The sequence below is a fragment of the Streptomyces sp. NPDC059477 genome (assembly GCF_042749375.1).
In the GTDB taxonomy this organism is placed as follows: domain Bacteria; phylum Actinomycetota; class Actinomycetes; order Streptomycetales; family Streptomycetaceae; genus Streptomyces.
Genome location: NZ_JBHYUG010000005.1, coordinates 99,195 through 117,059 on the forward strand (window position 1 = coordinate 99,195; position 17,865 = coordinate 117,059).

Here is a 17,865-nt window from a genome sequence, read left to right on the forward strand (position 1 = left end):
CGGTCGGCCGGGCGGCCGGACACCGCCGCCCGGTCGCAGCGGGTCATGTCGCGGCGGGTCGAGCCGCAGGGCGTCATGTCGCCTCAGGTCATGCGTGTCATTCAGGTTGTTCGGGTTGTTCGGGTCATGGGGAAGGCGGTCGTCGGGCGTGGCGGTGCAGGAGGCGGGGGCGGGCGCCCGGACGGGCGGGCACGGGGGCGGCTGTACCTGCGGGGACTGCCCGCACGGCGTACGGGCGGGACATCGCAACGCGGTCGCCGAATTCCTCCGCCACCGCGACGAGTTCGCCGCCGGGAAGGGCCTTCCGGCCGCCGTCGCCCACTCGGCCTCGGCCTCTCGCCAATGGATCTCCGAGGCCCTCACCCAGTCCGCCGAACACGTCGCCGAACGCAGCCGCGCGGAGGGCGACGCCTGGCTGACCCGCCTGTGGACCCGTACCGCCGCCACCGTATGGGCCGCCGTCGTCGTCCTCCTTCTCGTCCAGGCCCTCACCGCCATCGGCTCCGGCTGGACCGCCGCCCGCACCGCCGCACTGCTCGCCGCGCTCCTCGTGGCCGCCGCCCTCACCGCCGCCTCCTGGTACCACCGCTCCCGGGGCGGCGCGCTGGCCCCCGTCATCGGTGAGGACAACCGGCTCTCCACCTCCCGCGCGGTGGCCGCCGCCTGGGTGCTGTTCATCGCGTACGCCGTCCTGGTCCTCGCGGGCCGGCTGGCCGCCGCCTCCACCCCGCGCGAACGGGACGCCCTGATCTCCGGCCTCGACCTGGCCCGTGGCGCAGGTGCCGTCACCGTCCTCGCGGTGGTCAGCGCGATCGCCGTACTCGTACGCCGGATCGTCGGCGTGCGTGTCCTCGGCCAGCGGCTCCAGAAGGTCCGCGCCGACCGCCCCCGCGCCGCCGACCTGCTCACGGACGACTCCGGCCGGGGCACCTTCGCCGACATCCAGTACGTCCTCATCAGCGCCGTCGCCCTGCTGTTCGCCGCCGTCCGGCTGGCCCGCCGCCCCGACCAACTCCCGGACCTGCCCTGGGGCCTGGCCGTCGTCGTACTGATCTCCGCCGCCACATACCTCGCCGGTAAGTACGCCGACGGCGGCCGTCCCGTGATCCTCTCCGTCGTCCGCGCCCGCGAGGCAGGTGACCTGGACGCCCCCATCCGTACCGGCGACGACATCGAGATCCGCGGCGCCGGATTCGTCCCGCCCGGCGCCCAGACCGCCGACCGCCTCGCCCGTATGGTCGTCCGCATCGGCACCGTCCATGTCCATGTGCCCCTGATCCCCGTCCCCGGCGGCTTCAGCAACCCCTCCGACACCCTCCTCACCGTCCCCGTCCCCGTCGAGGTGGAACCCGGTCGTGCCACCGTCCAGGTCGTGACCGCGGCGGGCGTGGAGACCGACCGATACGAGATCGACGTCATGGACTGACCGGCCCCGGACCCAGCCGCCCGCCCCGGCCCGGCCGGGTCGCCACCCCCGCGACCAGCCCACCGACCAGCACCCCGCGGGCTCCACGACAACGGACCCCGCGGACTCCACGACGCCGGACGCCGGAAGCCCCACCGGGCAACGACCTTGAGGCTCTGCCGAACCGCACCCCGGGCACTCCACCGCGCCGCGCCCCGGGCACTCCACCGCGTCGGACCCCGGACACTCGACCGAGCAGCGGCCCCTACACTCCACCGGCCGGCAGCCCGGAAGCCCCACCGGGCAGCAGCCCCGAACCTCCCCCCGGCCGCGCCCCAAAAGCCCCGCCCGGCCACATCCCCCTCCCGCCCCCGCCCTCTGGCGCGGAAGGCCCTCAGCCCGAAAAACTGTGCCAACGACATTGAGCGGGTCCCTCCTTTCGTACGTATGGTCATTCGAGGGGTCTCGGCGCGGTGAGAGGTGGCTGACAGCGATGACTCACGGTTATCGGACGGATACGCGCTCCCCCTATGCCGACGGCGGTGGCCGGGGGGACTGGCGGGACAACGCCGGCCGGTACGCGCTGCTGCCGCTCCGGGTGTTCCTGGGCGTCACCTTCATCTACGCGGGCCTGGACAAGCTCACCGACAGCGCGTTCCTGAAGGACTCCGGCGCCGGTTCCATCGGCGACCTGATGCGCGCCGTCCGTGACTCCTCGGCGATCCCGGCCCTGGTCGACATTGCCCTGAACAACCCGGCCGGTTTCGGCTACGCCATCGCCTTCGGTGAACTGGCCGTCGGTATCGGCACCTTGATCGGGCTCTTCGCCCGGATCGCCGCGCTCGGCGGTGCCCTGATCTCGCTCAGCCTCTGGCTGACCGTCAGCTGGGCAGCCGACCCGTACTACTACGGCAATGACCTCGTCTATCTGATGGCCTGGCTCCCGCTCGTCCTGGCGGGCGCGCCCTTCCTCTCCCTGGACGCCGCCCTGCGATCCCGGCGGCGGTCCGGGCCGGGGGGTTACTACTGACGGCAGTACCGGCGGTCAGCGCCGGGCCTCGGACGGCGCACCCGCGCGGGTGTCGTCCCTCAGGGCCCGGCGCCTGCGTATGAATTGGCCGGTCAGGCCCACCGCACCCGCGAGGAACAGCCCGAACCCGATCAATGGGAAGATCGCGAACCAGGGTGTCTCCCAGGCCCCGCCCGCGTCCCCGGCGTAGACGATGCCCGCCAGGATGACCACGAAGCCCGCCACCAGCTTTCCGGGCTGGAACTCATGACGCAGCACGGCTCACCTCCGCCTGTCCGACACCGACCTGGAGATGCAACTCCAGCGTTCCGGCGTTCTTCGCGTCCTGCGTGGGGGGCAGGGTGATCTGCCGGAACTTCCCGGGCGCCACGTCCACGTCCTGATTCTTCTCGCCTGGCAACTGCATGTCGCCGAGGCCGACGTCGACGCTCACTCTCACCGTCGCGTCCGCGGGCACGATCACCCGCAGCCGGCCCACCCCGACCTCGGCGCGCGTGGTCACCGTCTGCCCCTTCGCCACCTCCACCTGAGAGAGGTCGAGGGTGCCCTGGCCGGTACCGAGGTTGTACTCCCGCTCGACCTGCGCCACGGCGGCCGGCTGCCATGTCGTACGGGTCCAGTCCGTGCTGACGTCCTTGGGCAGTGCCGCCGCTCCGGCCAGCAGACCGGCCGTGAGCACTGCCATGAACACCGAGCCCGCGCCCGTCCGCCCCAGGAAGGAGCTGACGGCTATGCCCAGGCCGAAGACCAGCATGGCGCAGGCCAGGCCGGTCTGGAGGCTGTTGCCGAGCGGGTGCTGCTCCCAGGTCAGCTGGGTGCCGAGGGCGCCCGCTACCAGCGCGAGCAGGAAGGTCCAGCCGCCGATCCAGCGCGGGCCGCGCGGCTTGGGCGGGGCCGGGTGCGATGCCCGGTCGGGCCGGGTGCCGGCGGCGGTGGTCCCGAGGGTGATGTTGACGGCCGCCGCGAGGTCCCTCTGCCGGGAATCCTGCGGCCCCCAGAGGTATCCGGTCCCTCCCACATGCGCTCCGTCCTTGACGATGGGGTCCCGCCACCACGACGGGTACGCGGATCCGACCGGCGGTGCCTTCGGCTCCGGCGGGGCGTCGGCCGCGGCCTGGGCGGCCAGCGGGTCGGGGCGGGGCGCACCGCGCCGCTGCGACCAGTACCCGGCGCCCGCGAGGAGCAGGGAGAGGATCACGGCGAAGGTGAGCACCCCGCTGTTGTTCAGCATGGTCAGGAAGGCTCCGCAGCCGACCAGCGCGAACAGCACGGCCGCGAGGGCCTGGCCGTCGACCCGGCCGGTGAAGAGCTTCCTGATCTCGTTCTCCTCCTCGTCCTCGTACGGGATGAGGAGCCAGGCGAAGCCGTAGAAGATCAGGCCGATGCCGCCGGTCGCGGAGAGCACGGCGAGGGTGATCCGGAAGATCACCGGATCCATGTCGCACTGCCGCCCCAGTCCGGCGCACACCCCCGCGACCAGCTTGTGCCGCCGGTCCCGGCGGAACTTGCGCAGTGCGTCGGGCTCACCCGGCGCCCCGGGATCACCGGGTCCCGGGGTCGCGCCCGGTCCGCCCCCGGCACCGGCCGGGGGTTCACCATGGCCTCCGCCTCCGCCTCCGGAACCATCGGCACCGCCTCCGGTCGGCGGGGCCCCCGCGCCGGATCCTGCACCGGGTCCGGCGCCGAATTCCGCGCTGGATCCCCCGCCGGGACCGGATTCCGTGCCCTTCCGGGGTCCGGTGCCAGTGCCGGAGCCTGAGCCGGAACCAAGGCCGGTGCCCGAACCGAGGCCAAGGCCGGGGCCGGGGCCGGGGTCGGAGGCGGAGCTGGCGTTCGAGCCGAAGCCGGAGCTGGGACCGGAGCTGGAGCCAGCGCCGAGGCCGGAACTGGAGCCAGCGCCGGGGCCGGAGCTGGGGCCAGGGCCGGGGTCGGAGTCAGGACGGAAGCCGTAGCTAGGGCCGGAACCGGAACCGGGCCTGGGAGCAAGGCCGGAGTCGGGGTGCGGGACGCTGCCCGTGGCCCCGACCGCTTGCCCCGCCCCGCCCGGCTCCCGCGCCCGATCCGTGGTGCCCGTGCCCGTCGTCACTGCTCCCCCGCCGATCTCGCCCTCGGTCCTGCCCCCGCTCATGCCTTTGCTCTTGCTCCCGGTCCTGCCCCCGCCCTTGCTCCCGCGCTCGCTCGGGGCCGGTCCGGCGGTGGTCGTCAGTGCCTCCCTCGCGTCCAGCCTTGTCCGCGTGCCCGCCCGCTCGTGCGTGCCCGTGCCCCCGTGCGCGCGCGGTTCCTTGTCCGCGGCGGCCGGGGCGGTGGCGCCGGACGCGCTCGGGCCGGGCCCGGGGGCCGCGGCGTGCCGGTGATCTGTCATGAGTCCATGGTGACGGCCGAGCCGCCGCGACGGCAGTCGGTATGACCCTGGCCCGACCCTGATATCACCCCTGAGCCGGGCCGGGGGAAGCGTTCGACGGACCGGCCCGTCGAAGATCAGGGGTGTCTCGGGGGACAACCCTGATGCTCCGCTCCGGCGGCCGTGTGACCATCGATGGCATGCCGGACGTCGCAGCAGCACCACTCATCGAACCGCGACCGCCGCGCAAGCTCTACCGCAGCGGTGACGGACGCTGGCTGGGGGGCGTGGCGCGGGGGCTCGCCGGGCATCTCGGCCTGCCCGTGATCTGGGTGCGGCTCGTCTTCGTGGGCCTGTTCATGGCGGACGGACTGGGCGCTCTGCTGTACGCGTCGTTCTGGTTCTTCGTCCCGCTCGGTGTCGGCGGGGTCGAGACACAGCGCCCGCCCGCCTTCGTCACCACCGAGACCTCACCGGAGGGCCGCCGCAGAATAGTCGCCCGCAAGCCCGACAAGGGCCAGATCGTCGCCCTGCTCCTCATGGTCGTCGTGGCCATGGTCTTCGTGGGCAATGTCAACGTGGGCGGCGGTGCCACGGCCTATCTCTGGCCGACCGTGCTGGTATCGGCCGGTGTCGCCCTCGTCTGGCGCCAGGCGGACAACGCCCGCCGGGCCCGCTGGGTCGAGGTCGGCCGTCGCAAGCGGACCCTCAACCTGCTGCGTTCGGTCGCCGGAGTCCTGCTGGTCACGGCCGGTGTCACCGCCATCTTCGTCCTCCAGGGATCGGCCGCCCACCTCGGCTCGGTCCTCCAGGCCGCCCTCGCGGTCCTCGTGGGGATAACGCTCCTCGCCGGCCCGTACCTGGTCCGGATGACCCAGGACCTCTCCCAGGAGCGCCTGATGCGCATCCGCGCCCAGGAGCGCGCGGAGGTCGCCGCCCATGTCCATGACTCGGTGCTGCACACCCTGACCCTGATCCAGCGCAACGCGGAGAACGCGAACGAGGTGCGCCGCCTCGCCCGCGCCCAGGAGCGTGACCTGCGCACCTGGCTCTACAAGCCCGAGGGCACCGGCAAGGACGAGGCCGTGGAACCCGACACCCTCGCCGACGCGGTCCGGCACAACGCGGCCGAGATCGAGGACAAGCACGGTGTCCCCATAGAGGTGGTCGTCGTCGGCGATTGCCCGCTCGACGAAAGAACAGGGGCGCAGATGCAGGCCGCGCGCGAGGCAATGGTGAACGCGGCCAAGTACGGTGGCGACGGCGGTGCCGTGCAGGTCTACGCGGAGGTCGAGGGCCGGACGGTGTTCGTCTCCGTCCGTGACCGGGGCCCCGGCTTCGATCTCGACTCGATACCCGCCGACCGCATGGGCGTCAGAGAATCGATCATCGGCCGCATGGAGAGACACGGCGGCACGGCGCGGCTGCGCGCGGTGCCGGGCGGCGGCACGGAGATCGAGCTGGAGATGGAGAGGGCGGAGAACACGTCATGAGCGACCCGACCGAGGCGAACGGCATGGCGGGAGCGGCGGAAGGCGCCGACCCGGCGGAGCCGGCCCGACCCGCCGTGGGGCGGCATGTGCGCGTGGTCCTGGTCGACGACCACCGGATGTTCCGTACGGGGGTGCAGGCCGAGATCGGCCAGACCGAGCAGACCGGCGTCGAAGTGGTCGGCGAGGCCGCGGACGTCGACCAGGCGGTCACGGTGATCACGGCGACGCGGCCCGAAGTGGTCCTGCTCGATGTGCATCTGCCGGGCGGCGGCGGGGTGGAAGTGCTGCGCCGTTGCGCCCCGTTGATGGCGGACGCGGAGCAGCCCGTGCGCTTCCTCGCCCTGTCGGTCTCCGACGCGGCGGAGGATGTGATCGGCGTGATCCGTGGCGGCGCGCGTGGCTATGTCACCAAGACGATCACGGGCACGGACCTGGTGGACTCCATCTTCCGGGTCCAGGAGGGCGACGCGGTGTTCTCGCCACGCCTCGCCGGGTTCGTCCTGGACGCCTTCGCCTCCACGGACGCGCCGCCGGTGGACGAGGACCTGGACCGGCTCACCCAGCGCGAGCGCGAGGTGCTGCGGCTGATCGCCCGGGGCTATGCGTACAAGGAGATCGCCAAGCAGCTGTTCATCTCGGTCAAGACGGTGGAGTCCCATGTGTCGGCGGTACTGAGAAAGCTTCAGCTCTCCAACCGGCATGAGCTGACGCGGTGGGCCACGGCGCGGAGACTGGTCTGAGGCCGGGGGCGAGAGCCGGTCAGGTCGGCTTCCGACGCCCGTAGACAGCGCTTCTCCATCCTGGCGAGGGTGATCGGGCTGTCTTGCCGGCATGACGTGGACGGAGGCCAGGGACTCCTCGCCGAGCAGGCCCACCGGTGCCTGGCCGGACTGGTCGCAGCCCGGCGGCCCGTGTCCGTGCCCGTGGCGGTGTGCCCGGCGGCCCGCGCGGGCAGCTCCGTCGCCTGCCGCATCTCGTGCTTGGTGACGGGTGGTACGGCCGTCGCCTAAGGGTCGAAGGGTCTCCAGTCGGTGGGGCGGGGCCGTACCGTATGCCCGCCGCTTCCGGTGGCAGACCGATCTCCTGAGGTGACTGACGATCAAGAGCAGGCCGCTGACAGTCAGGACAAGGTGGCTGACCGAAGGGAGCCGCGGTGCTCACACCACCCGCGTGGCCCCCGCGAATGGCATCTGGTCGATCGGGGCCACTCGGACCGGGGAGGACGGGTTCGGGGCGTGGATCATCTGGCCGTCGCCGATGTAGAGGCCGACGTGGCTGATGCCGGAGTAGAAGAAGACCAGGTCGCCGGGGCGCAGTTCGGTGCGGGAGACGCGTTGGCCGGTGTCGATCTGGGCGTAGGTGGTGCGGGGCAGGGCGACCCCGGCGGAGCCGTAGGCGGCCTGGATGAGGCCTGAGCAGTCGAAGGCGTCGGGGCCGGTCGCGCCCCAGACGTAGGGGCTGCCCAGCTTCTGGCGGGCGTACGAGACGGCCGCGGCGGCACGGGCGTTGGGAGCGGCCACGGTGACGGTCGTGGGGGCGGCGCCGGGGTCGGTCAGGCGGGCGCGTTCCTCCGCGGTGAGCTGGGTCAGCAGGTCGCGGGCCGTGTCCAGCTTGTCGGTGATGGTGGTGCTGTGGCGTTTCAGTTCGGCCTGGCGGGTGGTGAGGGAGTCCAGTTCGACGCGGGCGGCGCCGCGCAGGCGTTCGATCTCGCCCAGCTGCTTGCGTACCCGCGTGACGGTGGCCGACTGCCGGTCGCCCGCCCGCTCGGCGAGTGCGGCGCCGTCGAGATAGGCGTCGGGGTCGTCGGAGAGGACGAGTTGCAGGGCGGGATCGAGGCCCCCGCTGCGGTACTGGGCGGCGGCCACCGTCCCCAGCGCCTCCCGCTCGGAGTTGAGCCGTTCCTCCTTCCGCGCGGCCTCGTCCTGGAGCACCGCCAGCCGATCCTGCGCCTTCTCGGACTGCTCCTTGGCGCCGTTGTACCGCTCGGTCGCCGCCTCGGCCTCCTGGTACAGCTGGTCCACCTTGGCCTTGACCTGCGCCGGCGTCAGCTCGGGCGCGGCGTGGGCGGTCCCGTCGAAGGCCGTCGCGGTCGCCGCGCCCGCGAGGGCGAGGGCGAGCGTGGCCGCCTTGCGGGCCCGGCCGCCGCCGGCCGAGGGATGTCGAGGCTTGCGGTGCGCTGCCACCTGGAGTGCACGTCCTTTCGGAACCGGAACCGGAGCCGGTCGATGCCGGTCGTCTGGGGGAGGACGCTAGGGCGCTGTGTGACAGGTCGGTAACGCGATGTACGGAAATGGCGTGAGGGGATCGAGGGTGATCGTACGGAATCGTGATCTTTGCCGGGATCCGTTCTCTTTGCTCGAAGGGATGACCGAGTGTGGGGAGGGGCCGGGCGCGGGCGGCGCGGGGCCGCTGGCTAGGCTCCGCCCCATGGACGTACTCATCCACCTCTTCGTCGGCCTGCACATCATCGGCATCGCCTCGCTGCTCGGTGGCTTCCTCACCCAGATGAAGGCGATGGGGCAGGGCACCGCGCGGTTCGTCCCCGCCATGCTGCACGGCGCGCTGACCATGCTGGTCACCGGCGTCATCCTGGTCGGCCTCAACCAGGCCGACGACCAGACCGTCAACAACATCAAGATCGGCATCAAGCTGGCGCTGCTGGTGGTGATCCTCGGCCTCGTCTACGTCAAGCGGGACGACGAGAAGGTGGACAAGAGCCTCTTCGGGCTGGTGGGGCTGCTGACCACGGCGAACATCTTCATCGCCGTCCTGTGGACCTGACCGCCCGCCACGCGCCCCCGGCCGCCCCCGCCGCGACCGCGAGCCAGGCCGCCACGGCGACCCACAGCAGCACCTCGGCCGGGGTCGCCAGCCAGGAGATGTCCATCGCGATCCCGACCGAGAGCATCGCGGCGGCGGTCGTGCCCATGGCGAAGACGGTGGCCCAGCGCCGTACGTCGTAGGCGCGCAGCCGGGTACCGGGCCGGGCCACCTCCGCCACGAGCAGTACGACGTACGCGGCCACCGCGAGGATGAGTACGGCGCCGGTCACCGTGCGCAGGACGCCGTTGTCGTCGGAGTTCCAGAGGTAGAGGTCCGGGCCATTGGCGGCGATCAGCCGCGAACCGGCGAGCGCCGAGAGGGCGAGCGCGCCGACCGCGATCCAGTGATCCCCGGCCCCCTCCCACACCTGGCGCATGTCGAAACGGGTCAGGGCGAGCGCGTACAGGACGAGCCCGAGCCAGAACAGCACCATCGCGGTGTGTCCGAGCCAGGCGACCCCTTCCGCTTTCGCGAGGGTCGCGCCGAGCACCGCGAGCCCCTGGGTGGCGACACATCCCAGGAACACCGTGCCCGGCATCCGCTCCCGCCAGTGGGTCACGACGATCACGATCAGCACCGGCCACACCAGCGCGGCCGGCGCCAGCAGGGCCTCGGCGAGAGGCTGCCAGTTCTGCGCGGACAGGCCCGTGCCGACGACCGTGGTCGCGGCGACCGCGGTGAGGGCGTCGGGCGTCCACGCCTCCGTCGGCCCGCTCGCGCGGTCCCGCAGCAGCCGCGTCACGCAGTCCGCCGCCAGGACCAGCCACGCGACCCCGGCCACCACCAGCACGATGGCGGACAGCACCTCGTGGCCGGCCGACCGCAGCCCGACGGACACGATGCCGGTCGCCAGCACAGCGGCCCCGGCCACCGGCGGACGCCGCGCCCACCAGGCGCTGAGGGATGAGGTGCCGGACGTGGACATGGGGCGATGGTAAGGAGCGCGCCGCCGGGCGGGGGCGGGGCGCGCACGCGGGCGGACAGAAAATCGCGGGATCTCCGGCCGCGCCCGGCGCGCGCCCGGCGTGCAGAGCCCCGTCAGGCGGGCCGCACCACACTGTGGATCGACGACTCACCGTCGTAGTAGATCGACTCCTCGCGTACGTACGCCCCCGGCTTCGGCGCGTGGATCATCATGCCGTTGCCGATGTAGAGGCCGACGTGGGTGACGTCGTCGTAGAAGAAGACCAGGTCACCGGGTTGGGCGGCGGAGAGGGAGACGGTGGTGCCGGAGTTCACCTGGTCATAGGTGACGCGCGGGAGATCGACGCCTGCGGCCTTCCAGGCGGCCTGGGTGAGACCGGAGCAGTCGTAGGAGTCGGGGCCGGTGGCGCCCCAGACGTACGGCTTTCCGACCTGTGTGCGAGCGAACGCGATGGCTTTGTCCGCCTTGGTGGCGTACGAGGGATCCGCCGGGTCGGTGGAGGGGGACTCCGCGCCGGAGCCCGTGGAACCGCTGGAGCCCGTGGAACCGGTCGAGCCGGTCGACTCCTCGGCCCGCCGCTGGGCCTCCGCCTCCGCCGCCTCCTCCTGGCGGCGCTGCTCCTCCGCCTGCTGCTGGGCCAGCTCCGCGGCCTTGCGGTCGGCCTCCTCCTGCTTCTTCCGTTCGATCTCCGCGAGGCGGGCCTTCTCCTGCGCGGTCAGCTCGGAGAGCAGCTCGCGCGCGTCCGTGAGTTTTTGCTGGACGGTCGCCTTGGCCGTCTTGAGGTCGTCCTGGGTCTCGGTGAGCGTCTCCAGGCTCTCCCCGGCCTCCTGGCGCTTCTCCATCGTCTCGGACTGCTGGGTGAAGTACTCGTCGACCGCGGTCTTCTGCCGCTCGGTGAGCCGGCCCATGAGCTGGGCCTGGTCGAAGTAGTCCTGCGGCGAGTCGGCGAGCAGGAAGGTCGCCGTGTCGAGGGCGGCGGCCCCCGTGCGGTACTGGGCGGCGGCGTAGGAACCCAGCTCCTCGCGCGCGTCGTTCAGTTTCTGGGTGCGCTGCGCCACGTCGTCCAGAAGGGTGTCGACGCGCTCGCGCTGCTTGGTGGTCTTCTCTTTGGCCGCGTTGTACTTCTCCGTCGCCGACTCGGCCTGGCGGTAGAGGTCGTCGACCTTCTTCTCGACCTCCTCAAGGCTCGGCCTGTCGTCCGTGGGAGCGGCATTGGCCGTCTGCGAGAGCAGGGCGACGGAGGTGAGGGCGGCCGTGGCGAGGGCGGGGGTGCGTATGCCTGCCACGCGCGCCCCCGAGGGGCGGGACTTGCGGTGCGACGCCAAGGAGGCGACTCCTTCCATGGGCCGCCTACCGGGTTAGCTGTCGGGTTCGGGCGAGTGCTTCGGAAGGGTTGCCCTACGGTCGCCTCCCCGCGGGGAGTTCGGACCGATTCACCCCGGATCGCGGTGGGTCCCCGGCTCCGGCCGCCGCAAGGCGCACCGGACTCGGCGGAGGCGGGACGGCCCGGCGACGTTCGCCGGTGGGGGTCGTTCGGCCTGTCCGGAACCGTAGCCAACTCATGTGCCGCCTGTGAAGGTTGGTGGGTGATATGCCCGATACATTTTCGTGACCTTTCTGTAGCGCCGCCGCGCTGCGTCGCGCTGTGTCGCCAAAGCGGACGGATCTATGGCGAGTTGTCCGGAGCGGGGGTCCGCGCGGGGGCGTACGTGCGATGTGCGGGGTGTACGGCAATGGCTGCGCCCTACGTGGATGACCGCGCCCTATGGACCCCCTCCCCAGCCGGTTTCACCGGCGTGTCGTGCCCTGTCGGCATCCGCGCGGTGCGCTCGCGCCCTTTCCGTCCGTTACCGAACGTCACCCCCCGGACCTGCCGGGTGAGGGGCGGCGGGGTCGCCGATCTCACGGTCCAGCCGCCCGGCGGCGGGGTATCCGGCCGGGGCGGCCACGGGTTGTCAGTGGGGCGGCCTAGACTCGGAGAGCGATGAGCAGCCTCTTTGACGACAGCTTCCTGGCGGACCTCCAGGGCCCCAAGGCCCACCCGGAGGAGCCCCCGCCACCGCCCGACGACGAACACGCACCGGAGGAGATTCCGGACGACCTGTTCGGCGGGAAGTTCGACGCGCCCCCGAGCCGGGACGCGTACTACCGCGACGGCGCCCCGCGGCCCGCGATCGACCCGGCCGCGCTCCTGGAGGGGCTCAACGACAACCAGCGCGCGGCCGTCGTCCACTCCGGCACCCCGCTGCTCATCGTGGCCGGTGCCGGTTCCGGCAAGACACGTGTGCTCACGCACCGCATCGCCTACCTGCTCGCCGAGCGGGGCGTCCACCCCGGCCAGATCCTCGCGATCACCTTCACCAACAAGGCCGCCGGTGAGATGCGGGAGCGCGTCGAGCAGCTCGTCGGCCCGCGCGCGAACGCGATGTGGGTCATGACCTTCCACAGCGCCTGTGTGCGCATCCTGCGGCGGGAGTCCAAGAAGCTCGGTTTCACGTCGTCGTTCTCGATCTACGACGCGGCCGACTCCAAACGTCTGATGGCCCTGGTCTGCCGTGACCTGGACCTCGACCCCAAGCGCTACCCGCCCAAGTCCTTCAGCGCCAAGATCAGCAACCTGAAGAACGAGCTGATCGACGAGGAGGACTTCGCCGCACAGGCGACCGAAGGCTTCGAGAAGACCCTCGCCCAGGCGTACGCGATGTACCAGTCACGCCTGCGCGAGGCGAACGCGCTCGACTTCGACGACCTGATCATGACGACGGTCAACCTCCTGCGCGCGTTCCCCGACGTCGCCGAGCACTACCGCCGCCGCTTCCGGCACGTCCTGGTGGACGAGTACCAGGACACCAACCACGCCCAGTACGCGCTCGTGCGCGAACTCGTCGGCACCGGTGAGTACGACGAGGACATCCCGCCCGGCGACCAGGACCCGGCCCCCGCCGAACTGTGCGTCGTCGGCGACGCGGACCAGTCGATCTACGCCTTCCGCGGCGCGACGATCCGCAACATCCTCCGGTTCGAGGAGGACTACCCCGACGCGACGACGATCCTGCTGGAGCAGAACTACCGCTCCACCCAGACGATCCTCACCGCCGCCAACGCGGTCATCGAGCGCAATGAGTCCCGCCGCCCCAAGAACCTGTGGACCAACGCGGGCGCGGGCGCGCGCATCACCGGCTATGTCGCCGACACCGAGCACGACGAGGCACAGTTCGTCGCCGACGAGATCGACCGCCTCACGGACGCGGGCCAGGCCAAGGTCGGCGATGTCGCGGTCTTCTACCGTACGAACGCCCAGTCCCGGGTCTTCGAAGAGATCTTCATCCGCGTCGGACTGCCCTACAAGGTCGTCGGCGGCGTCCGCTTCTACGAGCGCAAGGAGGTCCGGGACGTCCTGGCCTATCTGCGGGTGCTCGCCAACCCCGAGGACTCGGTGCCGCTGCGCCGCATCCTCAACGTCCCCAAGCGGGGTATCGGCGACCGCGCGGAGGCGATGATCGACGCCCTCTCCCAGCGCGAGAGGATCAGCTTCCCGCAGGCGCTCAAGCGGGTGGACGAGGCGTACGGCATGGCCGCGCGGTCGACGAACGCCGTGCGGCGGTTCAACACGCTGATGGAGGATCTCCGGACGATCGTGGAGTCCGGCGCCGGACCGGCCACCATCCTGGAGGCCGTGCTCGAACGCACCGGCTACCTCGCCGAGTTGCAGGCGTCCACCGACCCGCAGGACGAGACCCGGATCGAGAACCTCCAGGAACTCGCCGCCGTCGCCCTGGAGTTCGAACAGGAGCGGGGCGAGGGCGCACAGCCCGCACAGACTGCGGAGGCCGTGGAGGCCGTGGAGACAGCGGGGGCCCCGGCTCTGGGCGGTACGCTCTCCGACTTCCTGGAGCAGGTCGCCCTGGTCGCCGACTCCGACCAGATCCCGGACGAGGAGGACGGCGCCGGGGTCATCACCCTGATGACCCTGCACACCGCCAAGGGCCTCGAATTCCCGGTCGTCTTCCTGACCGGCATGGAGGACGGCGTCTTCCCGCACATGCGCGCCCTCGGCGAGACCAAGGAACTGGAGGAGGAGCGGCGCCTGGCCTACGTGGGCATCACCCGCGCGCGGGAGCGGCTCTACCTCACCCGCTCGGCGATGCGCAGTGCCTGGGGGCAGCCGTCGTACAACCCGCCCTCCCGCTTCCTGGAGGAGATCCCGCCGACGTATGTCGACTGGAAGCGCACGGGTGCGACCTCGCCCGTCTCCTCCGGTCCGGCCTCGGGGGTGGCGGCCTCGCTGTCCTCGTCCCGCTCGCGTTCGGCCGCGTCCGGCGCCTCCGGCTTCGCCACGCGCAGAACGTCGGAGAAGCCGGTGGTCGCGCTGGCCGTCGGGGACCGGGTGACGCACGACCAGTTCGGGCTCGGCACGGTGGTCGGGGTCAAGGGCACCGGGGGGAACGCGGAGGCGACGATCGACTTCGGGGACGCCAGCCCCAAGCGGCTGCTGCTGCGGTACGCGCCGGTGGAGAAGCTGTAGGGGGCGTCCGCAGACGTCTGACGGGGGAGGGGGCGGGGCGGGGGATCAGCTCGGGTCGAGGCCGTGGCTGCGGAACCAGGCCAGCGGGTCGATGGCGGCGCCGCCACCGGGCCGTACCTCGAAGTGCAGGTGCGGGCCGGTCGAGTTGCCGGAGTCGCCGGAGTACGCGATCGGGTCGCCGGCCTTGACCGTCGTACCGGAGGCCACCTGGTAGCTGGAGAGGTGGCAGTACCAGGTCTCCGTGCCGTCCATCGCCGTCAGGATCACCATCGTGCCGTAGGCGGCGTTCACCTGGGTGCGGATGGTGCCGTCGGTCGCGGCCAGCACCGGGGTGCCGTAGGCGACGGGGAAGTCGATGCCGCTGTGCACGGACATCCAGTTGATGCCCGACTGGCCGAAGTAGGCGCTGAGTCCGGACTGGGCGACCGGGAGGGCGAACTTCGGGCGCAGCCGCTCCAGGCGGGCCGCTTCCTCCGCCGCGGCCTTCTTCTCGGCCTCCTGCTGGGCCGCCAGGTCGAGGCGCTCCTGGGTGCGGCTGGCGCGGTCGGCGAAGTCGTCGGCCTCCGCGCTGAGGCTCGCGAGCTGGGTGTCGAGCTGGTTGTTGGCGGTGGACGGCTTCACCGGCTGGGCGTCGGCCGCGGTGGCCGCGGTCTCCTTGGTGTCGTCGGACAGTGTGACGACGGAGGCGGCGGCGATACCGGCGACGCCCATCACGCACGCCGAGGGGATCGCGACGGTCATCAGCGCCGAGCGCTTGGCGGGGGCGCGGCGGCGGGAGCGGGAGGCGGTACGGGCGGCGGCCCGGGAACCGGGGGCCGGGGCGGCCTCCTCCTGGTCGTCGAGGAGGGAGACGGCGGGGAGTTCGCCGGTGGACCCCAACTCGTTCTCGGCGGCGCGGGGTTGGCCGTGCGGGTCCTGGTGGTGTTCCTGAGCGGCGTCGTCGTACGCGACCTGGTCGAAGGTCGCGGTCGCCTGTTCGTGGAACGATTCGTCTTGGCGGTGGTGATCGTCGTGCTGGTGATGGTCGTGGTGACGATCGTCGTGGTGGTACTCGCCGCCGTCGGGCTGCTGGTACTCGGCGCTTTCCCGCTGCCCGTACTCACCGCTGTCCTGTGGCTGGTACTCGCCGCTGTCCCGCTGCCCGTACTCGCCGGTTGCCGACTGCTGGTACTCGCTGCCGGTCCGCTGTTCCTGCTCCTGGGCGCCGGAGTTCCACTGGGTGGCGTCGTAGGCGCCGGTGTCGAACGCCTGGGTGCCCCACTCCCAGTGCTGGGTGGCGTCGGTGGGGGCGTTGGACTGCTCGGGCGGGAGCCAGGCGGTCGCGTCCCACTGGCCGCTGCCGTCGCCGTGGCCGGTTCCGTCGGCGGGCGTGGCCTGCGGCGGCACGGCGGAGAGCGGCTGGTACCCGTCGACCCAGGCGGTCGCGTCGTAGGAGCCGGAGTCGTACGTGGTCATGTGCTGGGCCGCGTACGGGTCCTGGTTCAGGGTCTGATGGGCGCCGGAGGCCCACTGGGTGGCGTCGTAGGCGCCGGTGCCCTGCGGGTCGCCCGGCAGGGAGCCGAAGAGGGGGTCCGCGGCGAAGGCGGTGGGCGGGGCGGTCGCGTGGGCGCCGGTGTCGAAACCGGCCTCAAAACCGTTCGCGGGATGCCCAGGGGGTGTGGTGGAGTCGCCGTACTGGGCTTCCTGGGTGCCGTACGGCGCGTAGTGCGCGGAGGCGGCGTCGGAAGCCGGGGCCGGGGTGGTCAAAGTCCCCGACGGGTGACGGTCGTTCACCAACTTCTCTTTCGCCTCGACAACAGGGGCTGGCAGAGCAGTGCGGTGACTGTACCCGGCGGTACGCGGGCGCGACAATCTTCGTCAGGTTTCCCGCACACAGGAAACGGGCATTCGGCCGTGTTTCGGCGGCCCGGGCGCATGACCTTGGCTTTGTGTTCGACGTTTGTTCGAGTTTTTGGTGCCTATGGGGAGGCTGTAAATCCGCTGTGCGGGCGGGGTATTGCGGCTGTGCCGCCCTGCTGAGGGGGTTTTACGCTGGTCACGCGGGCGATGCGTGGGGTCACGCTGGGTCAGATCGCCGTTGGGGGCGTGCTCGGGGGCGGCCCACTGCGCCAGTGCGCCGCTCCCGCGCGTGTCGGCCTCAGGCCACGGTGAGTGTCTCGGCGGTTGTTCCGGCGGCGGGTCCGCCGGGCGTGAGCCGTCCGGGCGTGAGTCCTGAGGCCCGCCGGGGCTGGGGGGTGTCGGTCGGGGCGGCGTCGGCCTCGGCCGGGGCCGGAGGGCTGTCGAGGGCCTGGCGTATTCCGTTCGCGACCGCCGGGTGCACCGGCAGGGCGAGATGACCGATGCCGCTCACCCGCACGTTGTGCGCCAGCAGGTCGGGGTGGTCGAGGCAGGCCGTCTCCAGCGGGTCCATCAGGTGGTCCAGGTCGCTCCAGAAGCTGACGAACCGTGTCCGGCAGCCCGGCGCGGGACGGGCCAGCTCCTCGATGACCTCCGAGCCGGGGCGCATCTGGCGCACGATCGGGTGGGCGTCCGCCAGCGGCGCGACGCGCGTGCCCGAGTGCGGGGTGCCGAGCGTGACCAGCGTGCGGACCCGCGCGTCACCGCCGAGCCGCTGGGCGTAGTAGCGCGCGATCAGTCCGCCGAGGCTGTGCCCGACGATGTCGACCCGGTCGCTGCCCGTCCGTTCGCAGATCCCCTCGATGTGCCGGCCGAGCAGCTCGGCGGCGGTGCGGATGTCGCAGGTCAGGGGTGAGTAGTTGAGCGACACCACCCGCTGTCTGCCGTGCTGGGCCAGATAGCGGCGCAGCAGGACGAAGACCGAGCGGTTGTCGATGAAGCCGTGCAGCAGCACCACGGGGGGTTTGGCCTCGGTCGGTAGCCGCCTGGCGCCCTCCGGCGCGGTGGGGGAAGGGATGGAGGCGGTGGCGCCGGTGGCGGGGCGGCGCTCCTGGATGATGCCGGACGGATAGAGCAGGAGATGCCCCGCGAGAATCGCGAGGTCCAGCGCGGTCGCTTTCAGCAATGTCATGGAGAGTCCGGTCAGGCTGCCGGGGAGCAGACGCTGACACAGCGGTTGAAAGGGCAACAGGACCCCGGTGACCTTCATGCCCGACCTCCCGTCGGCACCCGGGGGACGTCTCTGTTCCCCGCGTGCCCTCGTGGGCAGCCGCTCGGGAGGGGCCGGCGCCTGCCGTGGCTGCGCCGGTGCGTGGGCCGCCCCGCCCGCCGGCCGCGGGGCCCGGGCGGGCGCCCCCCCCGGCGGGGACCCGGGCCCGGTGGGGCCCCCCAGCGGGCAGGAAGACACAGCGGAAGGGCGGGGCCCC

14 protein-coding genes and 1 riboswitch are annotated in these 17,865 nt (G+C 72.0%); of the genes, 7 read left to right on the plus strand and 7 right to left on the minus strand.

The window, feature by feature from the left end; genetic code table 11:
• Positions 1 to 148 precede the first annotated feature (148 nt).
• The gene (locus ACFXAZ_RS04205) at positions 149 to 1,426 is read left to right on the plus strand and encodes a hypothetical protein (protein ID WP_384584746.1); all 1,278 of its coding nucleotides are present in this window, start codon (positions 149 to 151) and stop codon (positions 1,424 to 1,426) included.
• Positions 1,427 to 1,898: 472 nt separating this feature from the next.
• Positions 1,899 to 2,435, plus strand: coding sequence for a DoxX family protein (locus ACFXAZ_RS04210; RefSeq protein WP_384584749.1), 537 nt, complete (start codon positions 1,899 to 1,901; stop codon positions 2,433 to 2,435).
• A gap of 15 nt (positions 2,436 to 2,450) precedes the next feature.
• Here the strand turns inward: ACFXAZ_RS04210 and ACFXAZ_RS04215 are convergent, their stop codons facing one another.
• On the minus strand, positions 2,451 to 2,693 hold the full coding sequence (locus ACFXAZ_RS04215; protein ID WP_384584752.1) for a hypothetical protein: 243 nt from the start codon (positions 2,691 to 2,693) through the stop codon (positions 2,451 to 2,453).
• A complete protein-coding gene (locus ACFXAZ_RS04220) occupies positions 2,680 to 3,948 on the minus strand; it encodes a PspC domain-containing protein (RefSeq protein WP_384584958.1) in 1,269 nt (422 codons plus the stop codon). Before ACFXAZ_RS04220 ends, ACFXAZ_RS04215 begins: the two co-directional genes overlap by 14 nt.
• A 1,028-nt stretch (positions 3,949 to 4,976) precedes the next feature.
• Here ACFXAZ_RS04220 and ACFXAZ_RS04225 point away from each other — a divergent pair.
• The 3 genes from ACFXAZ_RS04225 (at position 4,977) to ACFXAZ_RS04235 (ending at position 7,279) form a co-directional block, all read left to right on the plus strand.
• Positions 4,977 to 6,269 carry a PspC domain-containing protein gene (locus ACFXAZ_RS04225; protein ID WP_384584755.1) on the plus strand — a complete coding sequence of 431 codons (1,293 nt, stop codon included), beginning with the start codon at positions 4,977 to 4,979 and terminating at the stop codon, positions 6,267 to 6,269.
• Positions 6,266 to 7,009 (plus strand): LuxR C-terminal-related transcriptional regulator, encoded by a 744-nt coding sequence (locus ACFXAZ_RS04230; protein ID WP_382680445.1) that lies wholly within the window; start codon positions 6,266 to 6,268, stop codon positions 7,007 to 7,009. Before ACFXAZ_RS04225 ends, ACFXAZ_RS04230 begins: the two co-directional genes overlap by 4 nt.
• 69 nt (positions 7,010 to 7,078) lie before the next feature.
• Complete coding sequence (locus tag ACFXAZ_RS04235) at positions 7,079 to 7,279, plus strand: hypothetical protein (protein ID WP_384584758.1); 201 nt, start codon at positions 7,079 to 7,081, stop codon at positions 7,277 to 7,279.
• A 147-nt stretch (positions 7,280 to 7,426) separates the two neighbouring features.
• Here the strand turns inward: ACFXAZ_RS04235 and ACFXAZ_RS04240 are convergent, their stop codons facing one another.
• The gene (locus ACFXAZ_RS04240) at positions 7,427 to 8,452 is read right to left on the minus strand and encodes an NlpC/P60 family protein (protein ID WP_384584761.1); all 1,026 of its coding nucleotides are present in this window, start codon (positions 8,450 to 8,452) and stop codon (positions 7,427 to 7,429) included.
• Positions 8,453 to 8,696: 244 nt separating this feature from the next.
• On the opposite strand from ACFXAZ_RS04240, the gene ACFXAZ_RS04245 reads away from it, so the two are divergent.
• The gene (locus tag ACFXAZ_RS04245; protein ID WP_384584764.1) at positions 8,697 to 9,050 is read left to right on the plus strand and encodes a hypothetical protein; all 354 of its coding nucleotides are present in this window, start codon (positions 8,697 to 8,699) and stop codon (positions 9,048 to 9,050) included.
• On the opposite strand, the gene ACFXAZ_RS04250 is transcribed toward ACFXAZ_RS04245, so the two are convergent.
• Positions 9,028 to 10,017 carry a tellurite resistance/C4-dicarboxylate transporter family protein gene (locus ACFXAZ_RS04250; protein WP_384584767.1) on the minus strand — a complete coding sequence of 330 codons (990 nt, stop codon included), beginning with the start codon at positions 10,015 to 10,017 and terminating at the stop codon, positions 9,028 to 9,030. The genes ACFXAZ_RS04245 and ACFXAZ_RS04250 overlap by 23 nt on opposite strands.
• Before the next feature lie 113 nt (positions 10,018 to 10,130).
• Positions 10,131 to 11,342 (minus strand): NlpC/P60 family protein, encoded by a 1,212-nt coding sequence (locus tag ACFXAZ_RS04255; protein WP_384584770.1) that lies wholly within the window; start codon positions 11,340 to 11,342, stop codon positions 10,131 to 10,133.
• Positions 11,343 to 11,348: 6 nt separating this feature from the next.
• A riboswitch (cyclic di-AMP (ydaO/yuaA leader) is annotated at positions 11,349 to 11,520 on the minus strand.
• Between the two features lie 481 nt (positions 11,521 to 12,001).
• Here ACFXAZ_RS04255 and pcrA point away from each other — a divergent pair.
• The gene (gene pcrA, locus ACFXAZ_RS04260; protein ID WP_384584773.1) at positions 12,002 to 14,542 is read left to right on the plus strand and encodes a DNA helicase PcrA; all 2,541 of its coding nucleotides are present in this window, start codon (positions 12,002 to 12,004) and stop codon (positions 14,540 to 14,542) included.
• 45 nt (positions 14,543 to 14,587) lie between these two features.
• Here the strand turns inward: pcrA and ACFXAZ_RS04265 are convergent, their stop codons facing one another.
• Both ACFXAZ_RS04265 and ACFXAZ_RS04270 read right to left on the minus strand, forming a co-directional pair.
• Positions 14,588 to 16,315 carry a M23 family metallopeptidase gene (locus tag ACFXAZ_RS04265; protein WP_384584776.1) on the minus strand — a complete coding sequence of 576 codons (1,728 nt, stop codon included), beginning with the start codon at positions 16,313 to 16,315 and terminating at the stop codon, positions 14,588 to 14,590.
• A gap of 364 nt (positions 16,316 to 16,679) precedes the next feature.
• A complete protein-coding gene (locus ACFXAZ_RS04270) occupies positions 16,680 to 17,648 on the minus strand; it encodes an esterase/lipase family protein (protein ID WP_384584779.1) in 969 nt (322 codons plus the stop codon).
• Positions 17,649 to 17,865 lie beyond the last annotated feature (217 nt).

Coding starts and splice junctions, on each gene's coding strand:
- ACFXAZ_RS04245 (WP_384584764.1), top strand. CDS start 8,697: ATGGACGTACTCATCCACCTCTTCGTCGGCCTGCACATCATCGGCATC.
- ACFXAZ_RS04270 (WP_384584779.1), bottom strand. CDS start 17,648: ATGAAGGTCACCGGGGTCCTGTTGCCCTTTCAACCGCTGTGTCAGCGT.
- ACFXAZ_RS04250 (WP_384584767.1), bottom strand. CDS start 10,017: ATGTCCACGTCCGGCACCTCATCCCTCAGCGCCTGGTGGGCGCGGCGT.
- ACFXAZ_RS04230 (WP_382680445.1), top strand. CDS start 6,266: ATGAGCGACCCGACCGAGGCGAACGGCATGGCGGGAGCGGCGGAAGGC.
- ACFXAZ_RS04210 (WP_384584749.1), top strand. CDS start 1,899: ATGACTCACGGTTATCGGACGGATACGCGCTCCCCCTATGCCGACGGC.
- ACFXAZ_RS04225 (WP_384584755.1), top strand. CDS start 4,977: ATGCCGGACGTCGCAGCAGCACCACTCATCGAACCGCGACCGCCGCGC.
- pcrA (WP_384584773.1), top strand. CDS start 12,002: ATGAGCAGCCTCTTTGACGACAGCTTCCTGGCGGACCTCCAGGGCCCC.